The 19957-nt window shown below is 63.5% G+C and carries 19 protein-coding genes; 4 read left to right on the forward strand and 15 right to left on the reverse strand.

What is annotated here, in order from left to right:
• The first annotated feature begins 312 nt into the window (after positions 1-312).
• The 3 genes from NKK47_RS14535 to NKK47_RS14545 all read left to right on the forward strand — a co-directional run bounded on the left by NKK47_RS14535 (position 313) and on the right by NKK47_RS14545 (position 3783).
• Positions 313-1368 (forward strand): sugar phosphate isomerase/epimerase family protein, encoded by a 1056-nt coding sequence (locus tag NKK47_RS14535; RefSeq protein ID WP_352577412.1) that lies wholly within the window; start codon positions 313-315, stop codon positions 1366-1368.
• A 149-nt stretch (positions 1369-1517) separates the two neighbouring features.
• Entirely contained in the window at positions 1518-2705 is a 1188-nt protein-coding gene (locus NKK47_RS14540; RefSeq protein ID WP_352577413.1) for a Gfo/Idh/MocA family protein, read from the forward strand.
• A 226-nt stretch (positions 2706-2931) separates the two neighbouring features.
• A complete protein-coding gene (locus NKK47_RS14545) occupies positions 2932-3783 on the forward strand; it encodes a sugar phosphate isomerase/epimerase family protein (RefSeq protein ID WP_352456817.1) in 852 nt (283 codons plus the stop codon).
• 24 nt (positions 3784-3807) lie between these two features.
• Here NKK47_RS14545 and phnE (NKK47_RS14550) read toward each other — a convergent pair whose 3' ends face one another.
• The 11 genes from phnE (NKK47_RS14550) to phnG all read right to left on the reverse strand — a co-directional run bounded on the left by phnE (NKK47_RS14550) (position 3808) and on the right by phnG (position 14081).
• Complete coding sequence (phnE, locus tag NKK47_RS14550; protein ID WP_352577414.1) at positions 3808-5175, reverse strand: phosphonate ABC transporter, permease protein PhnE; 1368 nt, start codon at positions 5173-5175, stop codon at positions 3808-3810.
• Between the two features lie 67 nt (positions 5176-5242).
• Positions 5243-6199 (reverse strand): phosphonate ABC transporter, permease protein PhnE, encoded by a 957-nt coding sequence (gene phnE, locus NKK47_RS14555; protein WP_023675195.1) that lies wholly within the window; start codon positions 6197-6199, stop codon positions 5243-5245.
• A gap of 66 nt (positions 6200-6265) precedes the next feature.
• On the reverse strand, positions 6266-7174 hold the full coding sequence (gene phnD / locus NKK47_RS14560; RefSeq protein WP_352539454.1) for a phosphonate ABC transporter substrate-binding protein: 909 nt from the start codon (positions 7172-7174) through the stop codon (positions 6266-6268).
• Positions 7175-7264: 90 nt separating this feature from the next.
• Positions 7265-8113: a phosphonate ABC transporter ATP-binding protein gene (gene phnC / locus NKK47_RS14565; RefSeq protein WP_023675197.1), complete on the reverse strand. Its 849-nt coding sequence runs from the start codon at positions 8111-8113 to the stop codon at positions 7265-7267.
• A gap of 235 nt (positions 8114-8348) precedes the next feature.
• Positions 8349-8966: a DapH/DapD/GlmU-related protein gene (locus NKK47_RS14570; RefSeq protein ID WP_352577415.1), complete on the reverse strand. Its 618-nt coding sequence runs from the start codon at positions 8964-8966 to the stop codon at positions 8349-8351.
• Entirely contained in the window at positions 8963-9670 is a 708-nt protein-coding gene (gene phnL, locus NKK47_RS14575; protein ID WP_352577416.1) for a phosphonate C-P lyase system protein PhnL, read from the reverse strand. Before phnL ends, NKK47_RS14570 begins: the two co-directional genes overlap by 4 nt.
• 226 nt (positions 9671-9896) lie before the next feature.
• Positions 9897-10673 (reverse strand): phosphonate C-P lyase system protein PhnK, encoded by a 777-nt coding sequence (gene phnK / locus NKK47_RS14580; RefSeq protein ID WP_352577417.1) that lies wholly within the window; start codon positions 10671-10673, stop codon positions 9897-9899.
• Positions 10670-11629, reverse strand: a complete 960-nt coding sequence (locus NKK47_RS14585; RefSeq protein WP_502899011.1) for an alpha-D-ribose 1-methylphosphonate 5-phosphate C-P-lyase PhnJ — start codon at positions 11627-11629, stop codon at positions 10670-10672. Before NKK47_RS14585 ends, phnK begins: the two co-directional genes overlap by 4 nt.
• Before the next feature lie 265 nt (positions 11630-11894).
• A complete protein-coding gene (locus NKK47_RS14590; protein ID WP_352577418.1) occupies positions 11895-13007 on the reverse strand; it encodes a carbon-phosphorus lyase complex subunit in 1113 nt (370 codons plus the stop codon).
• A 1-nt stretch (position 13008) separates the two neighbouring features.
• On the reverse strand, positions 13009-13620 hold the full coding sequence (gene phnH / locus NKK47_RS14595; protein WP_352577419.1) for a phosphonate C-P lyase system protein PhnH: 612 nt from the start codon (positions 13618-13620) through the stop codon (positions 13009-13011).
• The gene (gene phnG / locus NKK47_RS14600) at positions 13620-14081 is read right to left on the reverse strand and encodes a phosphonate C-P lyase system protein PhnG (RefSeq protein WP_352577420.1); all 462 of its coding nucleotides are present in this window, start codon (positions 14079-14081) and stop codon (positions 13620-13622) included. Before phnG ends, phnH begins: the two co-directional genes overlap by 1 nt.
• Positions 14082-14216: 135 nt before the next feature.
• Between phnG and phnF the strand changes: the two genes are divergently transcribed.
• Entirely contained in the window at positions 14217-14960 is a 744-nt protein-coding gene (gene phnF, locus NKK47_RS14605) for a phosphonate metabolism transcriptional regulator PhnF (protein ID WP_352577421.1), read from the forward strand.
• Between the two features lie 18 nt (positions 14961-14978).
• On the opposite strand, the gene NKK47_RS14610 is transcribed toward phnF, so the two are convergent.
• The 4 genes from NKK47_RS14610 to NKK47_RS14625 form a co-directional block, all read right to left on the reverse strand.
• A complete protein-coding gene (locus tag NKK47_RS14610; protein ID WP_352577422.1) occupies positions 14979-15992 on the reverse strand; it encodes a zinc-binding alcohol dehydrogenase family protein in 1014 nt (337 codons plus the stop codon).
• Positions 15993-16062: 70 nt separating this feature from the next.
• Positions 16063-17028, reverse strand: coding sequence for an ABC transporter permease (locus tag NKK47_RS14615; RefSeq protein WP_352448376.1), 966 nt, complete (start codon positions 17026-17028; stop codon positions 16063-16065).
• Positions 17025-18578: a sugar ABC transporter ATP-binding protein gene (locus tag NKK47_RS14620; protein WP_352456805.1), complete on the reverse strand. Its 1554-nt coding sequence runs from the start codon at positions 18576-18578 to the stop codon at positions 17025-17027. The genes NKK47_RS14615 and NKK47_RS14620 overlap by 4 nt, the downstream gene beginning before the upstream one ends.
• A 105-nt stretch (positions 18579-18683) precedes the next feature.
• Positions 18684-19679 (reverse strand): ABC transporter substrate-binding protein, encoded by a 996-nt coding sequence (locus tag NKK47_RS14625; RefSeq protein WP_023675208.1) that lies wholly within the window; start codon positions 19677-19679, stop codon positions 18684-18686.
• Positions 19680-19957 lie beyond the last annotated feature (278 nt).

Here is a 19957-nt window from a genome sequence, read left to right on the forward strand (position 1 = left end):
GGCGTCCCAGCATTTTTTGCAAACTGGTTCGACCAATTGGGCTTGAAGGGAGGTCTACAGTAATTTCATCTGGACGGCAAGAACTGCTGCCATCAAGCGTTGGCTCCTGTCTATGCTATTGATTATACTTAAACATGTGGCTTAACTCGGCATGGTTGCAGGACCGTCGCAGCGCGTCAAATGGCTTGACCAGATTTCGGCATTTGGTAATACCAGAATAGCAGCGCTGAGCGCGCTGTGCAAAGAGACCAAAGACGCTGGCCCTGTTTTCAATCGGCGCTATGCTTGGTCGTGAAACATAGGGAGATGCCGATGCCGACGACGATGAAGGGGCCTGGTCTGTTCCTGGCGCAGTTTGCGGGCGACGCCGCGCCGTTCAATTCGCTGGCCTCGATCACCAAATGGGCGGCTGGTCTGGGCTACAAGGGCGTGCAGATTCCGACATGGGACGCTCGACTGTTCGATCTCGAGAAGGCAGCCTCCTCCAAGGCCTATTGCGACGAGGTGAAGGGCATGTGCGCCGATGCCGGCGTCGAAATCACCGAACTGTCGACGCATCTGCAGGGGCAACTGGTGGCGGTGCATCCCGCCTATGACGCGCAGTTCGACGGCTTTGCGCCGGCTGCGGTGCACAACAATCCAAAAGCCAGGCAGCAATGGGCGGTCGAACAGATGAAGTTCGCCGCCAAGGCGTCGAAGAATCTCGGGCTCAAGGCGTCGGTGTCGTTTTGCGGCGCGTTGGCCTTCCCATACCTCTACCCATGGCCGCAGCGGCCGGCGGGACTGATCGAGGAAGCATTTGCCGAGCTGGGCAAGCGCTGGAAGCCGATCCTCGACGTCTATGACGAGAACGGCGTCGATGTCGGCTACGAAATCCATCCGGGCGAGGACGTGTTCGACGGCGCGACATTCGAGATGTTCCTCGATGCGGTCGGCGGCCATAAGCGCTGCAACATCAACTACGACCCGTCCCACTTCCTGCTGCAGCAGCTCGATTATCTCGAATTCATCGACATCTACCACGAGCGGATCAAGGCGTTCCACGTCAAGGATGCCGAGTTCAATCCGACCGGGCGGCAAGGCGTCTATTCCGGTTACCAGAGCTGGACCAGCCGTGCCGGACGTTTCCGCTCGCTCGGCGACGGGCAGGTGGATTTCGGCGGCATCTTCTCCAAGCTCACCCAATACAATTACGATTCATGGGCGGTGCTGGAATGGGAATGCTGCCTCAAGCACCCGGAGGATGGTGCTGCCGAAGGCGCCCCCTTCATCCAGCACCACATCATCAGGGTGACGGAAAAAGCATTCGACGATTTCGCCGGCGGCACGACCGATAAAAAGGTGCTGCGCGGCATGATGGGGATCTAGCACAGATATCCCTCCCGAGGGGAGGGTGGCCCGGGGGGCCGGGTGGGGTCGGTCCATGCCGAGCTTCATGCCCGGCGACCCCACCCCGCGCTACGCGTCGACCCTCCCCTCAAGGGGGAGGGGTATCTCAGATAACGAGGGAGAAAATCGTGGTTGGCGCATCGAAGACGGAAACGGGAGGCGGTCCGATCCGCTACGGCATGGTTGGCGGCGGACAAGGCGCCTTTATCGGCGCGGTGCACCGCATCGCGGCGCGCATTGATAACGAGTTCGTGCTGGTTGCCGGCGCCTTGTCGTCGAATCCGGAGCGCGCCAAGGCCTCGGCGGCCGAGCTTGGGCTCGATCCGGCACGCAGCTACGGCTCCTATGCCGAGATGGCCAAGGCCGAGGCCAAGCGGCCGGACGGCATCGAGGTGGTGGCCATCGTCACGCCGAACAATGTGCACGTGCCGGCCGCCAAGGCTTTTCTCGAGGCCGGCATCCACGTCATCTGCGACAAGCCGCTGGCGACGACGCTGGCCGAGGCAAAGAAGCTGGCGGCGCTGGTCGAAAAGACCGGCAAGGTGTTTGTGCTGACGCATAACTACACCGCCTATCCGATGGTGCGGCAGGCACGCGAGATGGTGGCCAAAGGACAGCTCGGCGATATCCGCATCGTGCAGTCGGAATATCCGCAGGACTGGCTGACCGAAGATCTGGCCGCAACCGGCCAGAAGCAGGCTGCGTGGCGCTCAGACCCCAAGCAGGCCGGTGCCGGCGGTGCGCTGGGCGATATCGGCACGCACGCCTACAACCTCGCCCGTTTCGTCTCCGGGCTGGAGCTCGATTCGTTGTCGGCCGATCTCGATGCCTTCGTACCGGGGCGGCTGCTCGACGACAACATCAATGTGCTGCTGCGCTTCAAGCCGGTCGGCGGGTCGCACCCCGCGAAGGGCATGATCTGGGCAAGCCAGGTGGCGCCCGGCCACGAGAACGGCCTGAAATTGCGCATCTACGGCTCGAAGGGCGGGCTCGAATGGGTACAGGCCGATCCGAACTATCTCTGGTACACGCCGTTCGGCCAGCCGAAGCAGTTGATCACCCGAAACGGCGCGGGAGCGTTGCCCGTCGCCGGGCGCGTCAGCCGCGTTCCGCCAGGCCATCCGGAAGGCTACCTCGAAGGTTTCGCCAACATCTACCAGGAAGCCGCGCGGGCCATTCGTGCGGCGCGCCGGAAGGGCGGCAAGCCGGCTAAGGATGTCGTTTTCCCGACTGTGCAAGACGGCGTCGAAGGCATGGCCTTCATCGAGGCCTGCGTGAAATCGGCGAAGAAGAATGGAGCGTGGACGAAACTTTAATCACTGCGTCCGGTTACCGGGAAATCCCCCTCACCCGGACTGCCGGCCGAATTGCAAGGGCAATTCGGGGCATTCCGATCTCTCCCCGAGGGGAGAGGAGATCGCCTGCGTTGGCGTCTGCATCTTCTCCCCAGCGGGGAGAAAGTGGCCGCGAAGTGGCCGGATGAGGGGCTTGTGGCGAAGTCGCCGGAGGAGCAAGCCCGGCCGTCAAAGGGGAGGGGCGTCGATGAAAATCGGCATGTGCATGTTGTTGTGGACGACCAGTGTCACGAAAAAACACGAGCCGTTGTTGAGGGATATCAAGGCGACCGGCTTCGACGGCGTCGAGATACCGGTCTTCTCCGGCACGCCGGACGACTACAAGAAGCTCGGTGAGCTGCTCGACCGCATCGGGCTGCAACGTACCGCCGTCTCGGCGATGGGCGATCCGGCGATGAACCTGATCTCGGCCGACGCCTCGACGCGCAAGGCCGGTATCGACTACATGAAATCGGCGATCGACTGCGCTCAGGCGCTTGGCGCGAACACGTTGAGCGGCCCGCTGCATTCCACACTCGGAGCCTTCTCCGGCAGCGGGCCGACGGCGGCCGAGAAAAAACGTTCGATCGCTTCGCAGCGCGCCATCGGTGACCATGCCGGCAACAAGGGTGTCACCATCGGGCTGGAGGCGCTCAACCGCTTCGAATGCTATCTGCTCAACACGATGGACGATTTGTCGGCGCATATCGACGCGATCGACCGGCCGCACATCAAGGCGATGTACGACACGTTCCATGCCAACATCGAAGAGGCCGACCCGATCGGCGCCTATACGCGCAACCGCAAGAACATCGTCCATATCCATATTTCGGAGAACGATCGCGGCGTGCCGGGCCGCGGCCACGTCCCCTGGAAGGAGACTTTCTCCGCCATTCGCAAGAGCGGCTACGACGATTGGCTGACGATCGAGGCGTTCGGGCGTTCGCTGAAGGATTTAGCCGCGGCCACCAAGGTGTGGCGCGACTTTTCCGAAGGCCCGGAAGCTGTTTACCGCGACGGCTACAGGCATATCAGGAATGGATGGAGGAAGGCGCCCTAACCGCACGCCTGCGCAACGCCCCCGTCAGCCCTGGCCGGCCTGGATCCGGTTGTAGTCGTGGATCGTCCTGCTCAAGCGGCGGCGCAGGAAATTGGAAATGTTGTCGAAGATGAAAACGACGAGCAGGACCAAGAGTACCATGTAGAAGACATTGGCCCAGTTGGAATTGGTGCGCATCGCCTCCCAGAGCTTCAGGCCGATGCCACCGGCACCGACGGCGCCGATGATCGTCGCGCCCCTGGTGTTGGATTCCCACTGATAGAGTGTCTGGCTGATGAAGACCGGGATCACTTCCGGCAGCACGCCATAGCGCTGCACCAGCAAGCCGTTGGCGCCGGTCGACTGGATGCCCTCGCGTGGCTTGTCATCGATGTTCTCGAGGCCTTCCGAATAGACTTTGCCGAGCGTGCCGATCTCGGTGAAGAAAATCGCGGCGCTGCCGGCAAGCGGGCCCGGGCCGAAGGCGCGGGTGAAGAACAGCGCCCAGATCAGCATGTCGACCGAACGCATGAAATCGAAGAACCGCTTTAGCACCTGGCTAAGCAGGCCGCTCGGGGTGATGTTGCGGGCGGCGAAGAAGGCGAGCGGGAAGGCAACGATGCCGCCGAGTAAGGTGCCGAGAAACGCCATGACGATGGTCTGGAACAGCTTCGTCCAGACGTCGCCATGCTGCCATTGGGCGTTGTTCCAGATATTATCGGCGGCCAGCGCAATGTTTGATGTGCCCGGCTTGAGCTGGGGTCCGGACACCAGCAACGAGACCACCTCGCCGGGCGACTTGCCGAAGAAGGGCGAGCGTGTGTCGAAGACGAAATTCGCCCAGCCGAGGAAGCGCTTGCGGACCTTGACGCGATCGACGGTTATACGGACCTCGCCGGCAAAGCCCATCCTGGCGACGATCTCATCGTCATGCGCGGTGATCCACTCCGGCACCGGGCCGGATATTACCGGTTTGCCGCTGGCCAAGGACACCGGCACCGTCTGGCCATTGGCGACCAGCGTCGCCTCGGTCTTGTCGAAGATGACCGATTTGGCCCGGCCGTCGATCAGGATGGTGTAGGAGCCGTTGGCGTTGGTGATGACCCAATCGGGATGCGGATCTTCGCCGAGCGCCGAAAAACGCGGGTATCTGGGTGTGATCTGAGGCTGGTCGAGACGGAATTCCGGCTGCAGATCGTAGCTGATCCATTGCGTCAGGAAGAGCGGCAGGCGCTCCCAGTGCGATTCCCTCAGCACTTGCGGCAGGCTGAAGAACCACAAGGCGTAGAGGAGATAGAGCAGGATGCCGGTGAACAGGACCAGCGGGCCGAAGCGTTTGTACAAGGGCCGCCGGAACACTTGGGGAAAGCGCTCCTCGATCGACCGCATCTCAGCGGCGGTCATTGCGGCCATGGGCAGTCTTCTTGTTGATTTGCCATGATCTTTTCCAAAAACCGGAATCCACTTTTTGGGATCATGGTCAGGCACCCATCATGAATGCCTGCTCGCCGACGAGCTTGCGGCGTAGCCAGGCGGAAAACTGGTCGACGAGGAAGATCGTCGTGAACAGCAGCAGCACCAATGCCAGCGTCTTGGCGCCGAAGCCGCGCGAGATGGAGAGCTTCAGTTCCTCGCCGATGCCGCCACCGCCGACCGCGCCGATAATGGTCGAGATACGCACATTGATCTCGATCCTGAGCAGCGTGTAGGACATGAAATTGGGCAGCACTTGCGGCAGGCCGGCAAAGCGCACGCGCTCGAACCAGTTGGCGCCGACCGCGCGCAGGCCTTCTTCGGCGCGCATGTCGATGTTTTCGTTGATCTCGTAGAAGAGCTTGCCGAGAGCGCCGATGGAATGCAGGCCGATGGCGATGATGGCTGCGACCGGGCCGGTCGAGAGGATGGCTGCGAACAGGCCGGCAATGACGATCTCGGGGAAGGCGCGAAGCAGTTCCATGAAGCGCTTGACGACGAGCCTGAGCACCGGACTGGGCGTCAAGTTGCGCGCGGCGATGAAGGAAAAGGGCACCGCAAAGACAAAGCCGATGAAAGTGGAAACCAGCGCCACGTTAAGCGTGGTGAGCATCAGCTCGAAATATTCGGGTAGATAAAAGCCGCCCCAGAGATAGACGCGGCCAAGCGGGAAGTTGAACTCTTGGCTGCCCTTGTCGTGCGGCGATGCGATGTCGAACAGCGCCCGCCAGACGTCGTTCCAGTCCTTGGGAACAAGCCAACTAAGGAAATCCAGTATGTGCGGCAGCCGATCGAAGAAATGTCCGGCATTGGCCTCGTCGGCGAACCACATGGCTGTGCACATGGCGACAAGCAGTGAGCCGATGCCGAGCGCCGTGTAGAACCGGCGCAAGGACGTCTGGCGTCGCCAGGCGTCTGCTGCCTGCCGGACCGCGTCTGAACGAATTGTAGCGGCGAAGGTCATACGGGGTCACGAGCGGACACGCAAAAAGGGCGGCGCTGGAGGACGCCGCCCTTTCCGCAATTGTCGTCAGCCGCCGATCGCGGCTTTGCGGGCTTCGACGATGACGCTGTAGAAGTCCGGCTTCACCGGAACATAGCCGGTGAAATCGCCGCCTTCGATGGCCTCGAAGCAAGGCTTGTCCTTGGCCGGCAGGCTGGTGAAGAAGTTGGCGAGCTTGGCGCTCATATCGCCGCCGAGTGCGGTGCGCACGACCAGCGGGCCGTTCGGGATCAAGCCGGAGCGCCAGACTTCGACGAAATCGTTGGGGTCCACGGCGCCCTTGGCGACTTCCTTGTGGAAGGTGCCGGAGGTGTAGCCGTTCTTGAAGTCGCCGATGCCAGAGGAATCGTCAACCGCAACATCGACCTTGCCGTCGCGAACGGCGAGGAGGTTGTTCTCGTGGCCACCATTGAACTGTGTCGAGGCGAAGAAGGTTTCGTTCGAAGCGCCGGTGTCTTTCGGGATCTGGGTCAGCGGGATCAGGTAGCCGGAGGTCGAATCCGGGTCGGCATAGCCGAGCTTCTTGCCCTTGGCCGACTTGATGTCGGTGATGCCGGACGACTTCAGCGCAAGGCCGATCGAATAATAGCCGGTCGCGCCGTCGGTCTGCTGGGTGGTGAGGATCGGGGTCACGGCGTTCGGATCCTTGAGGTAGACGCTGGCATAGCCCGACGCGCCAAGCTCTGCGAAATCGAGCGTGCCGCCGAGCAGGCCCTGGATAACGCCGTCATAGTCGGCGGCCGGGAACAGCGAGACCTTCTCGAAGCCGAATTCGGACTTCATGTGATCGGCGAGGCACTGAAAGTTGCGCAGCCGGTCCGCTTCGTTTTCACCGCCAAGGATGCCGATGCGGAATTCCTTGATATCCTGGGCGTGAGCGGCGCTTGCCGCGATGGCGAGCAATGAAACGGCGCCAAAAACCATCTTCCTGAACATTATCTCTCTCCTGTTGGTCCCGGCCTCGCGCCGGTAGCGTTCGAATTTTTTGACAGGTGCCTTTGACGCGGGCGGGCGATCAGGCCGTTCTCAATATCCCGGGAATGCGGGCTCGAGCGGTCCGGCGGATGCAGCGATTTTCTGTTTGATGGCGACACTGGTGGAGGTGATGGCCTCGGAGATTTCGCCGCCATTGCTGTCGGCGCCGTAGACCATGCGCACGGCCTCGCGGTTGAGGGCTTCGGGCGGGCCGTCGAAGACGACCTTGCCGGCGGCCATGCCGATGATGCGGTTGCAGTAGGTGCGGGCCGTATCCAGCGTATGCAGATTTGTGATGACGGTGATGCCCTCGCGCAAATTGATGTCCTGCAGCGAATCCATCACCACCTTGGCGTTGAGCGGATCGAGCGAGGCAATCGGCTCATCCGCCAGCAACACCTTCGGCTGCTGCATCATGGCGCGCGCAATCGCAACGCGCTGCTGCTGGCCGCCGGAAAGTGTGCCGGCCGGCTGCAGGGCGGTGCGGGCGATGTCGAGGCGCTCGAGGGCTGCAACCGCCTCGGCGCATTCACCGCGGGAGAACATGCCAAATAGGTTGGACAGCGTCGAGCGGTGGTTGAGCCGGCCGAGCAGCACATTGGTCAGCACATCGAGGCGCGGCACGAGATTGAACTGCTGGAAGATCATGGCGCAGTCGCGCTGCCATCGCCGGAGCGGCGAGCCGCGCAACCCGGAGACCTCGACGCCGTTGAACAGGATGGATCCCTGGCTGGGATCGATGAGGCGGTTAATCATGCGCAGCAGCGTCGATTTGCCGGCGCCGGAGCGGCCAATGATGCCGACCATCTGGCCTTGCGGAATCGCGATGTGAACATTGCTGACGGCGGTGTTCTTGCCGAACCGGCGGGTGACGCCGCGGATTTCGAGCGTAGCTGACATGGTGCAGGCTCCAGTCCAATCGCAATTGAAGGTCTGTTTACCCTGGCTAGCGCAGCCGCATGAACCTGCGGTGTCGGAACGATGTCAGTTTTGTTACTGCCCACAGCCTGGAGCGGGGCGGGATCAACTCGGCGCGAGAAGCTCGAATGGTGAATGGTGATAAGAACGGCTTCCCTGAGCCTCGAAACCTGTCCGCTGCCCCCATTCACATTCACCATTCACCATTTCACGACCCTCAGCCGCCATATTTCTCCAGAAACGCCTCCGCCGACAATTCCCGAAAATCGTCGAGCGCGGCGCGCAGCCTTGCGTGGTCCCAGTCCCACCAGGCGAGCGCCTGGTAGCGCTCCGCGGTGCGGCGGTCGAAGCGTTCGCGGATCGGCTTGGCCGGTACGCCGGCGACGATGGTGTAGGGCGCGACGTCCTTCGACACCACCGCACCGGCACCGACCGCCGCGCCATCGCCGACGGTGACGCCCGGCAGGATGGTCGAGCCGTGGCCGAGCCAGGTGTCGTGGCCGATGGTGACGCGTTTGGCGCGGCGCTTGGCGAAGAATTCGCTCTCGTGCTCGGCGTCGTCCCAATAATCCGAGGCGCGATAGGTGAAATGGTGCAGCGTCGGCCGCCAGGTCGGATGGTTGGTAGCGTTGATGCGCACGCTTGCGGCGATGTTGGCGAATTTGCCGATCGTTGCGCACCAGACGCCGCAGTCCTGCATCATGTAGGAATAGTCGCCGAGCGTGCTTTCGGAAACCCGGCAGCGCTCGGCGATCTCGGTCCAGCGGCCAAGCGTCGAGTTCTCGACTTCCGCCGTCTCGTGGATCAGCGGCGCCTCCGACAGTTTCCTGGTCATGCGGCGATTTTCCCGGCGGCGAAGGCGGTCACGTCGATGACGCGGTCGGCGACCGCCTCACGCACGTCGTGATCGTGGAAGATGCCGAGCAAAGCGACGCCCGCTGCCTTCTTGGCGACGATCAGGGAAATCACCACATCGCGGTTCCTGGCATCGAGCGAAGCGGTCGGCTCGTCGAGCAGCAGGATCGGGTGCTCGGTGATGAAGCCGCGCGCGATGTTGACGCGCTGCTGTTCACCGCCGGAGAACGTCGCCGGCGGCAGCGCCCAGAGCTTCTCCGGCAGGTTGAGCTGCGCCAGCAAGGCGCGTGCCTTGCCGTGCGCGACCTCGCGCTCCTCGCCGCGCTCGACCAGCGGTTCGGCCACGACGTCGAGCGCAGAGACACGCGGTACGGTGCGCAGGAACTGGCTGACATAGCCGATGGTAAGCCGGCGCACGGCAAGCACGGTGCGCGGGCTGGCCGAGGCGAGATCGATGAGCCCGCCCTCGTGCTGGACGATGATCTGGCCTTCATCGGCGGCATAATTTCCGTAGAGCATTTTCAGGATCGAGCTCTTGCCGGCGCCGGACGGGCCGCCGAGCACGGCGCATTCGCCGGCCCTGATCGCGAACGAGACACCGGCGACCACCGGCAGTTTGATGCCGTCGCGCAGATGCATGGTGAAGCTCTTCGCGACATCGGAGACAACGAGCGGGGTTGCCATCAGAGCGTTCTCCAATCGTCATTCGTCTGCGGGCCAACACCCCCCTCTGGCCTGCCCTCTTTGCCAAAACTTGCCATCTCCCCCTCAAGGGGGGGGATTGGCAGTCGCATTCGGTTTCGCCATTCTCCTGTGTCGCAGAACGGGCGGGCCATAAAAGCTGCTGATCTCCCCCCTTGAGGGGGAGATGGCCGGCAGGCCAGAGGGGGGTACGCCGGAGCAATCATCGTCACACCTGCAGAATCGAGGAGACAAGCAACTGGGTATAAGGCGCGCGCGGATCGTCGAGGACGCGGTCGGTGAGGCCGCTTTCGACGACGCGGCCGTCCTTCATCACCATCATGCGCTGCGACAACAGCCGCGCCACGGCGAGATCGTGGGTGACGACGATGGCGGCCAGGCCGAGATCGGTGACCAGGCCGCGCAACAGATCGAGCAGGCGCGCCTGCACCGAGACGTCGAGGCCGCCGGTTGGCTCGTCCATGAACACCAGCCGCGGCCCGGTGACGAGGTTGCGGGCGATCTGCAGGCGCTGGCGCATGCCTCCGGAAAAGGCGCGCGGCTCGTCGTCGATGCGATCCTCGTCGATCTCGACGCGCGACAGCCAGTCGACGGCGGTGGCGCGGATTTTTCCATAGTGGCGGTCGCCGACCGCCATCAACCGCTCGCCGACATTGGCGCCGGCCGACACCGTCATGCGCAGCCCGTCCGCCGGGTTCTGATGGACAAAACCCCAATCGGTGCGCATCAGGAAGCGGCGCTCGGCCTCGCTCATGCGGTAGAGTTCGCGAAACTGGCCGTCGCGCATCCGGTAGCTGGCGGTGCCGGAACTGGGCAGCAGTCGAGTTGACAGGCAGTTGAGCAGCGTCGTCTTGCCGGAACCAGATTCGCCGACCACCGCCAGCACTTCGCCCGGCCAGAGGTCAAAAGTGACGTTCTCGCAGCCGACGCGCGAGCCGTAGGATTTGGACAGCGCCGAAACGCGCAGCAAAGGTTCGTCGGTCATTGCTTCTCCTTACCCTCCCCCTCGTGGGGAGGGTCGGCGCGTAGCGCCGGGGTGGGGGGTGAGGCGGTGGCAGTACCCCCACCCGCGCCTTCGGCGCGACCTCCCCACAAGGGGGAGGTAGGGGCGTTGCGCCGCTTCTCGCAATGATCGGTATCGGAGCAGACGAACATGTGGCCGCCATGGTCGTCGAGGATGACCTCGTCGAGATAGACGTTCTCGGCCGCGCACAGCGCGCAGGGCTGGTCGAAGGTCTGCACCTCGAACGGATGGTCCTCGAAATCGAGGCTGACCACATCGGTGAAGGGCGGCAGCGCGTAGATGCGCTTTTCGCGGCCGGCGCCGAACAATTGCAAAGCCGGCGAACGGTGCATCTTCGGATTGTCGAATTTCGGCGTCGGCGAGGGATCCATCACATAGCGGCCCTCAACCTTGACCGGGTAGGCGTAGGTGGTGGCGATGCGGCCGTGCCTGGCGATGTCCTCGTAGAGCTTCACATGCATAAGGCCGTATTCCTCCAGCGCATGCATTTTGCGCGTCTCCGTTTCCCGCGGCTCGAGGAAGCGCAGCGGCTCGGGGATCGGCACCTGGTAGACCAGCACCTGACCGGCACTCAGCGGATATTCAGGGATGCGGTGGCGGGTCTGGATGATGGTCGCCTTGGCCGTTTCGGTGGTGACCGCGACATTGGCGACCTTCTTGAAGAAGGCGCGGATCGAGACGGCATTGGTGGTGTCGTCGGCGCCCTGGTCAATGACCTTGAGCACATCGTCCGGGCCAATGATCGAAGCGGTAACCTGGACGCCGCCGGTGCCCCAACCATAGGGCATCGGCATTTCGCGCGAGGCGAACGGCACCTGATAGCCAGGAATGGCGATGCCCTTGAGGATGGCGCGGCGGATCATCCGCTTGGTCTGTTCGTCAAGATAGGCGAAGTTGTAGGTGGCGATGTCGGTCATGGCGATCGCTTCCGCTCTGTGCTACCGAATTGAGTTCCAAGACACGGAAAAGGGGCTGGGCTCCGATGACCCCGACCGGATGGATGCGCCTCGGAATCCTGTTGCTGGTGTTCGTCGGGGTGGTTGCCTTTGTGCTTCGAAGAATGGTTCTTCCTGAGCCGAGGGAAGGCGCGCAAGGCGAGACCATTGGCGGCAGTAACGGTTACGGCGGATCCGGAGGCCATTCCCCAGACGGGGGAGGTCACGGTGGTGGAGCTAACTGAAGTCATTCCGCTGCCTGCCTCTTCTCTTCGCCCTTGCCGGCATTTTCGCGGGCGTCGTGCTCGGTGCGCATGCGGCGCACGAGGTCGAGCTCGGCCTGGAAGTCGACATAATGCGGCAGCTTCAGATGCTCGACGAAGCCGGTCGCCTGGACATTGTCGGAATGCGAGATGACGAACTCCTCGTCCTGCGCGGCGGCGATGACATCCTCGCCCAACTCCGAGGCGCGCAGCGCGCGGTCGCACAGCGCCATGGCCATCGCCTTGCGTTCGCTCTGGCCGAAGACGAGGCCGTAGCCGCGGGTGAATTGCGGCGGCGCCTTGGCCGAGCCCTTGAACTGGTTGACCATCTGGCATTCGGTGACGCGGATGCTGCCGAGCGGCACGGCAAAGGGCAGTTCCGGCACGTCCAGTTCCAGTTCGACCTCGCCGATGCGAACTTCGCCGACGAAGGGATGGTTGCGCGCATAGCCGCGTTGGGTGGAATAGCCGAGCGCCAGCAGAAACCCCTCGTCGCCGCGTGACAGCGCCTGCAGGCGGATGTCGCGCGCCATCGGGAATTCCAGCGGCTCGCGGGTGATGTCGCCGGGGACACGATCCCCAGGCATGTCGCCATCAGGCTCGATCAGGCCTTCGCGGGCGAGGATGGCCGAGACGCGCGGCATCGCTTCCGCCTCGCCGGCACGCTGTTCCGGCTCGGCGACTTCGCCGCCGGCGGCAAGCTCGGGATCGAGCAGCCGGTGGGTGTAGTCGAAAGTCGGGCCGAGCAGCTGCCCGCCGGGCAGGTCCTTGTAGGTCGCCGACACCCGCCGCTCGACCAGCATCGTGCCGGTGTCGATCGCCCTGGTGTAGCCGAAACGCGGCAGCGTGGTGCGATAGGCGCGAACCAGGAAGATCGCCTCGATCATGTCGCCGCGCGCCTGGACGATCGCCAATGCCGCCAGTTCCCTGTCGTAGAGCGAACCTTCGCTCATCACCCGGTCGACGCCGAGCGCCAGCTGCTCGACGATCTGGTCTAGACGAAGTGCCGGCACCGAACGGTCGCCGCGCCGGCGGTCGGCGAGCAATTTGTGAGCATTTCGAATGGCCGTCTCGCCACCCTTTACCGCCACATACATGCTACGCCTCCATGATCTTGATGCGCGTCGTGCGCGGCAGGCAGGCAATTGCGTCGAACGTGGCGAGGATGATATCGACGCCACGCGGAAAACGCTGGTTGTTCTGCTTCCATTGCTCGACGAAATGGCGCGGCATTTGCGCCGGCGCGATCGTCGCCGTCTTCTCGATGCCCGGGCCTTCGAGCAGCAGCGCAGCGCCGGAGACGAGATCGCCGACCTCGAGGATCAGCGTCGTGGAGCGATCGGGATAATCCTGGGTGCCTTGCGAAAACCCGTCGAGCGCCATCATCTCGGCCGGCGTGGCGATCAGCGCGAAATGCGCGTCGGCCGGGGTGTTGGCCAGCGGCGCGCCGGTATGGAAGCCAAGCCAGGATTTCACTGCCGCCGACCCCTGCAAAGCCGGGTCGAGCCAGAGCGGCGTGTCGTTGTCGCACAGCGTCAGCGCAACGGCGCCGGCGGTGGCCGACAGCGGCACCGGGGGGTGGGCAAGGGCCGGCAAGGGCTGGACGCTGCCCGGCCGCGCCATCGCGTCCATCACGGCACGGAATACGGTCTGGGCATTGAATACCGGATCGGCGAAGCCGCCTTCAATGGATTGAGTGGCGATATCCATCAGTCTTCTCCGCGCACCATGGTGAAGAAATCGACCTTGGTCGCCGCCGTCTCGGCGCGGAGCTGTTCACGCGCCTTGGCCAGTGCCGCCTGCAAGGGCGCAACGATCCTGGTCTCGACCTCATTGCGGTGGGCCGGGTCCTGCCACAGCGCATCGGCGATTGCCGCCAGCCTTGCCTTCTGCTTGTCGCGGCCGAGCGCGTAGCAGTGGCCGACATGGCCGGACGCAAGCCGCACCGTGGCACGGGTGACCGTCGCCTCGCCGACATTGAAGGGCGCGCCGCCGCCGCCGATGCGGCCGCGTACCGTAACCAGGCCGGTTTCGGGGCCACGCAGAAGTTCCGCTTCGCAAGGCAGGCCGGCTTCGTCCCAGAGGCGGACGATATCGTCGCCGGTCGATTGCGCCAGCGTTGCCATCACGGCCTTGCGCTCAGCCTGATCGCGCGCTTCCTGTCCTCGCATGGTTAACATTCCCTTGCATCGAAAATTTGTCTATTGATATAGACAATTATACAAATTATACCTATTATCTAATGCGTGTCTATGACGGGTGCATGACACGGGCCAAAAGATCGGCGCAAGGAATTGGGGCGGGAGATGATCGGACAAGCCAACAGCATCGAGCGGCGCAGCGGTGTCGCGCTGTGGCGGCAGATCGCCGATCAGATCCTGCATTCGATTGCCGTCGGCGATTTTCCCGAAAATGCGGCGCTGCCGCCGGAGATCGCGTTGGCCGGACGCCATGGCGTCAACCGCCACACGGTGCGCAGCGCTATCGCAGCGCTGGTGCAGGAGGGTGTGCTCAGGGCGGAGCAGGGGCGCGGCACCTTCGTGCTGTCGCGCAAGCGGCTGTCTTATCCGATCGGCGCCCGCACCCGCTTTTCCGAGGGATTGCAAGGACAGGCGTCCGAGCGGCATATCACCTTGCTCGCGTCATCGATCGAGCCGGCCAACCGTCGTGTCGCAGAGGGCTTAGGCCTTGCGACGGGGGCCGATGTGATACGCCTGGAAACGCGCGGCGAAGCCGATGGAATGCCGGTGTCCCGCGCGGCCGGCTGGTTCGATGCCAGGCGCTTTGCCGGCATCGATGCCGCCATGGCGGAAACCGGTTCGATCACCGCATCGCTGGCACGTTTCGGCATCGACGACTATCTCAGGCAATCTACCGTGCTGTCGGCGCGCCATGCCGATGCCGCCGACCTTGCGGACCTCGAGCTGCAGCCCGGCGCCATCGTGCTGGTGACGGTCGCCGTCAACGTCACGCCCGACGGTCAGCCGATACAGTTTTCGGAGTCGCGCTTCCCGGCCGAGCGGATCGAGCTCAAATTGTCGGCGCTCTGAGATGCGGCAGCCCTGGCATCATCCGACTTGAATGACGGCCTTGATCAGGCCGGACTTCTCATGCGCCCAGCGGGCGAGGTCGTGCGGCGTCTCGCCAAGCGTGGTGCGGTGGGTGACCAGCTTTGCCAGCGGCAGCGCGCCGTTGCGGATCGAGGCGGCGACATGGTCGAAATCGGCACGCAGGGCGTTGCGGCTGCCGATCACCATCATCTCGCGCTTGTGGAATTCGGGATCGGAAAAGGCGATGTCGTCCTTGACGACGCTGACCAGGACCAGCGCCCCGCCGTGCGCGACATGGGCGAAGGCCGACTGCACCGACCGGGTGTTGCCGGTGGCATCGAAAACCACGTCGAAGCCGTCGCCGCCGGTTGCTTCCCGCACCAGGTCGGCAGCGCCCCGCGAGCCGTCGAGGGTCGCGAAGCCGAGTTCGCTTTCGGCGAAACCCAGCCTCTCCGCACTCATGTCGAGCAGCGTCACGTCTAGCCCGGCGATGCGGGCGAACAGCGCCGTGCCGAGCCCGATCGGGCCTGCACCGATGACCAGTGTGCGCGCACCTGGATCAGCGAGCGAGCGCCGCACGGCATGGGCGCCGATCGCCAGGAATTCGACGGCGGCGGCATCGGCCAGCGACAGGCCGTTTGCCGGATAAAGATTTTGCGCCGGCACCAGGATCTGCTCGCACATGGCGCCGTCGCGGTGGACGCCGAGCACCTCGATCCTGACGCAGCAATTCGGCTTGCCTTGCCGGCAGGCGATGCATTTGCCGCAGGCGAGATAGGGATTGACGACCACCGCTTCGCCGACGGCGAGATCGACGTCCTCGCCAACCTCGATCACGGTGCCGGAAACCTCGTGGCCCATGATGCGGGGATAGGCGAGGAACGGGTGCTTGCCTTCGAAGATGTGATAGTCGGTGCCGCAGATGCCGACATGGCTGACGGCGACCAGCGCCCAGCCGGCGGGGGGCGCGCCGGGCTCCGGGCGGTCTTCGAGGACAAGTTCGCCGGGCGAGCGGCAGACGACGGCTTTCATGCTTCAATCCAGTCGGTTCATGGCACCGCCGGTCCTGCTGTCGCGAGGCCGGCGGTTGTTGGGAGGCGGTCTATTTGCCGCGGCGGCGCAGCCCGTCGAAATAGACGATGACGATGATCAGCACGCCGGTGATGATGCGCTGCCAGAAGGCGTTGACGTTGAGCAGATTGGCGCCGTTGTTGATGGTGGCAAGGATGAAGGCGCCGAGCAGCGGCCCGTGCACTGAGCCGACAGCGCCGAACAGCGAGGTGCCGCCGATCACCGAGGAGGCGATCGCCTGCAATTCCCAGCCCTCGGCCTGCGTCGGATTGCCGATGCCGATGCGCGAGGCAAGCAGCACGCCGACGAAGGCCGCACACAGGCCCGACAGCGTGTAGGCCATGTAGATGGTGCGCTGGACGTTGACGCCTGACAGGCGCGACGCCTCGGCGTTGGAGCCGACCGAGAACAGATAGCGGCCCCAGCGGCTGTGGTGCAGGAAGATGTAGGCTGGGATGCCGACCAGGATCACCATCCAGAACAGATTGGGGACGCCGGCGAAGGAACTGCGCGAGAACGTCTGGAAGGCGTCGTTGTTGATCGAGATCGAGTTGCCATTGGTCATCAACAGACCGATGCCGCGCAGCGAGGTCAGCGTTGCCAGGGTGATGATGAAGGGCGGCAGGCCCATCTTGACGATGCCGAACCCATGGAACATGCCGATGGCGACGCCGACCAGCAAGGTGATCAGGATGGCGAGGAAAACCGGTGTGCCGGCGTTGATCAGCATCGCGACGATGACGGTGGCGAAGCCGACCACGGCGCCGACGGAAAGGTCGATGCCGCCGGTGATGATGACGAAGGTCTGGCCGACCGCCAGGATGGCGATCATCGACCCTTGCCGCAACAGGTTGGAGATGTTGTTGGCGGAGGCGAAGCTCGGCGTCGCCACCGACAGGATGATCCATAAAAGAACCAGCAGCGCCAGCAGTGTCAGCCCGAACAGGGCGTTGTAGTTGCGTTTCGGCCTTTCGGCAGCGATCGCCTCGGTGCTCATATCCGTCCTCCCGGTTTTTCTTGTTTCTCGGCCAGCGCCTGGGTGAGGATCTCCTCGTGGTCAGCGGTACGAAAGCCGTGCGTGGCCACCAGCTTGCCGCGCCGGAACACGTGCAGCGTGTCCGCGAGTTCATAGACCTCGGGCAGGTAGGACGAGATCAGGATGATGCCGGCTCCCTTGGACAACAGCGCGCCGAACAGCCGGTAGATCTCGGCCTTGGTGCCGACGTCGACGCCGACAGTCGGCTCGTCGAAGATGAATAGCTTGGCGCCATGGGCGAGCCATTTGCCGATGACGATCTTCTGCTGGTTACCGCCGGACAGGCTGGAGGCCAGCGCGCCGCGCGTCGGCGTCTTGATGCGCAGGTCGGCGATCTGGCGATCGGCTTGCGCCTTTTCCTGCGCGCGCGAGATCAGCAGATTGCTCGAGATGCGCTTGTAGATCGGCAGATTGAGGTTGAGTCCGACCGGCAGGTTGAGGCAGAGGCCCTGGTCGCGGCGGCTTTCCGGGGCCAGCGCCATGCCGAGCCTGATCGCGTCATGTTCGGAATTGACCTTGACCTCCTTGCCCTCCCACAGGATCTGGCCGGCCGATTTGCGGTGCCGGCCATAGAGCGTGGTGACGAACTCGCTGCGCCCGGCGCCGATCAGGCCGTAGAGGCCGACGATCTCGCCGGCGCGGACGGACATCGAGACATTTTCGAAACCCTTGCCGGACAGGTTCCTGGTTTCGACGATGGTCGCGCCGGGGGTGAAATGCTCCTTGTGGTAGACCTGCTCGATCGAGCGGTTGATCATCATCTTGACCAGCTCGGCGTCATTGGTCTCGGCAATGTTCCTGGTGCCGACCAGCGTGCCGTCGCGCAGCACCGAGACGCGGTCGGCGAGCTCGAACACTTCTTCCATGCGATGGCTGATGTAGATGATGGTGACGCCTTCGCCCTTCAGCCGGCGGATCAGCGTGAACAGCTGGTCGGCCTCCTTGCGGGTAAGATAGGCGGTCGGCTCGTCGAAGATCAGGAATTTGGTGCCGCGCACCGTGGCGCGGGCGGCGGCGATCAACTGCTGCTGGCCGATGGTCAGGTCACCCAGCATGACATGCGCCGGCAGGTCGAAGCCGAGATCGTCGATGATCTTCTGCGCCTGCCTGACCATCGCCCGCTGCTGCAGGATGCCGAAGCGGGAATCCTCCTCGCCGAGGAACATGTTGGCGGCGACGGTGAGATGGCGGCATAGGACGACTTCCTGATGCACGGCATTGATGCCGAGCGCCATCGCCTCATGCGGCGTTGCCAATGCGGCAGGCTTGCCCTCCCAGATGACGTCGCCGGAGGTGCGCGGCATGACGCCGGTCAGAAGCTTGATCAGGGTGGATTTGCCGGCGCCGTTCTCGCCGACGATGGCGTGGATCTCGCCGGCCTTGAAGGCGAGGTCGACCGGCTTCAGCGCGTGGGTGCCGGGATAGCGCTTTTCCAGCCCGCGGAGTTCGAGGATGGTCCTGCCCGGTTCAAGCGTTGGGGCCGGATGGAGTTCCTGCGCCGTCGACATCATGACAATCCTCCCAGATTGGCCCCCAAAGATTGGCCTCGCGATTGGCACGAGTGGGATGTTTCCGGGGCGAAAAAGGCCCCGGAAACAGTTCACTTGCGGCTATGCTCAGTCGAGCTTCGGGTTGAGCAGCGCGTCGATCTTCGGATCCTTCATGTTGGCCTTGGTAACCAAATTGGCGCCGGTGTCGACATTGGCCTCGACCTTCTCGCCCTTCGAGGCGGCGAGCGCCGTCTTGATGCCGTCATAGCCCATCCGGTACGGATCCTGAACGACGAGCGCCGAGATGACGCCGTCGTTGAGGAACTTGATCAGCTTCTCGTCGCTGTCGAAACCGACAAGCCCGACCTTGCCGGCCAGACTGTTCTCGGCGATCGCCTGACCGACGCCCTGCGCCATGATCAGGTTGGAGGCGAAGATGCCCTTGAGGTTGGGGTTGGCGGTGATCAGGTCGGTGGCGATGTTGAGGCCGGTGGTGGCCTGGCCGTCGGCGTATTTGTCGGCGACCAGCTTGAGGCCCGGATATTTGGCGGCGAGCTGTTCCTTAAAACCCTGGGCGCGCTGTTCGAGCGAGCCGGCGCCCGGAAGAGCGGTGATCAGGGCGACGTCGCCCTCGACCTTGCCGCCATTGGCTTCGCCGATGGCTGCGGCAAGGCCGTCAGCGGCAACGCGGCCGCCCTGGATGTTGTCGGTGGTCAGGAACGAGGTGAAGGCCTTGGAGTCGGCGCCAGAGTCGATACCGATGATCTTGACCTTGGTGGCGGCCTCGTCGATCGGCTTGCCGAGCGCCTTGGCTTCGGTCGGCGCGATGACGACGGCGGCCGGGTTACCGGCGACGGCATTTTCGAGGATCGAGATCTGGCCGTTGACGTCGGTCTCGGCCTGGGCGCCGAGCTCCGGCACGTTGACGCCGAGATCCTTGCCGGCCTTGCGGGCGCCGGCCAGAACGATCTGCCAGTAGAAGGACGTGGTGTCCTTAACGATGATCGGAATGGTCGCGTCGGCCGCGGATGCCGGGGCCGAGTGCATCACGCCGGCAAGCATCGAGGCGGCTGCGAGTGCCACGAAGGCGCGGCGATTGAGAATGCTGGTCACGAATTTCATTAGGAGTCCTCCCTAAGTCGCCCGGTGAATGTTACGGAAGCTCCATTCGGATGGCGCGGCCCGAACGGAACTTTATCAATAAAAAACATTTACCGCATTTTGATAGTGCATCACCTCGGTCGGCGCAAGCGATGTTTGATGGCCGCTCGAATGGCTGGGTGGGAAAGCTTGCTCCCTCGGAACTCCGCTGCCAATCTCCTCCAATATGTCGCATGGAATATTAATTCCATCACTCAGTCAATATGGAATGTTCATTCTTTTTCGGGAGCGTTGGAACT

The organism is Mesorhizobium sp. M0019 (assembly GCF_040323975.1).
Classification (GTDB): domain Bacteria; phylum Pseudomonadota; class Alphaproteobacteria; order Rhizobiales; family Rhizobiaceae; genus Mesorhizobium.